Below are 1,318 nucleotides of genomic sequence, written 5' to 3'. Positions count from 1 at the left end.
GAGCCAAAGGAGAAGAAGTCAACCTTCCCTATGCCATTTGTGGCTGAAAATGTAGATGCAAGCGGTTGCCAAGGGTTAGCCTACAACCGCGGTCTATTCACACAGTGCGCAAAGAAGCGTATGGAGAACGGTAACTTTTGCAAGGGATGCCAAGCGGAAGCGGACAAGTCTGCGTCTGGATGCCCAGATTGTGGAAGTGTTGAGGGTCGTCTGGCCACTGGTCTCTATGAATTCAAGGATCCGAAGGGTCGTAGTCCAGTATCTTATGTGAAGGTGCTTGATAAGTTGAAGTTGAGTATTGACTCCGCAATGGAGGAATCAGGTAAGTTAAATATTAATATTCCCGAAGAACATTTTGTTGTTTTAGCTGATGCAAAAGAAAAATCCAAGAAAGCTAAAGGTCGTCCTAAGAAGACTGGTGCTGTTGAAGCCGAAAACGTTACCGATTTATTCGCTAAGCTCTCAGCTGAAGGCGTTGAAGAGGAAATTGAAGACGGTGAAGAAAGGCCAGTCAAGACTTCAAGCAAGCAAACGAAAGCCAAGCTCTCCGAGGAGGAGAAGGCTGCAAAGAAAGCTGCATTGGAGCAAGAGCGTGCCTTGAAGAAGGCTGAGCGTGAAGCAAAATTGGCTCTTGAGCGTGAAGAACGTGAAGCAAAACGTGCTGCTGAAAAGCTAGAACGTGAAGCAAAACGTGATGCTGAGAAGCAAGAACGTGAAGCAAAACGTGCTGCTGAAAAGCTAGAACGTGAGCAAAAGAAGGCTGCTGAGAAGGCTGCGAAGGAAGCTGATAAGTCCTCACAGAAATCAGTAGCAAAGCCAGAACCTGTCGTTGCTCCTGCTCCTGCTCCTGTTCCTGCTCCTGCAAAGGTTAGCGTTACTCGCATCCAGATCGCTGGAAAGGCTTACTTAAAGTCTAGCAGCAACATCCTCTATGATCCTGCTACTAAGGAAGAAATTGGTATCTGGGATCCAGAATCCAAGACCATCAAGGAGCTTCCTGAAGACGATGAGGAAGTTGAAGAGGAAGACTACGACTCAGATGCTTAAATATATATAGATATAGATTGTAATAAAAATATAAAAATGAGTTGTTATTTGCTTTGTAATTTAATTAATTAAGTATTTAAAAGCAGTATTGAATGATTATTCATATCCAAAGTATTATTCTCAAAGCTCTAAAGCTTCACTTAAAGCGCTTATTGTCGCCGCCTTGAGTTTTCATGATCAAAAAGATTTAGAAGAATTAATTGTAGCCTACCGTAACGGTGGCCCTATTAAGGTTAAAGATATTGCTGAAGTTGAGGATGGACTTGAAGAT

General features: G+C 43.2%; 2 protein-coding genes. Both read left to right on the top strand.

The genetic code is table 11. The features are described from left to right. Positions 1–120 precede the first annotated feature (120 nt). A complete protein-coding gene (locus EBR25_14115; protein ID NBW42105.1) occupies positions 121–1,047 on the top strand; it encodes a hypothetical protein in 927 nt (308 codons plus the stop codon). An 88-nt stretch (positions 1,048–1,135) separates the two neighbouring features. After that, the coding region (locus tag EBR25_14110; protein NBW42104.1) for a hypothetical protein at positions 1,136–1,318 on the top strand (183 nt) is incomplete at its 3' end.

Source organism: bacterium, assembly GCA_009926305.1.
Lineage (GTDB): Bacteria > Bdellovibrionota_C > UBA2361 > UBA2361 > RFPC01 > RFPC01.
Note: the sequence above shows the minus strand (reverse complement) of the source record. Positions and strands in the feature narration are given on the sequence as shown.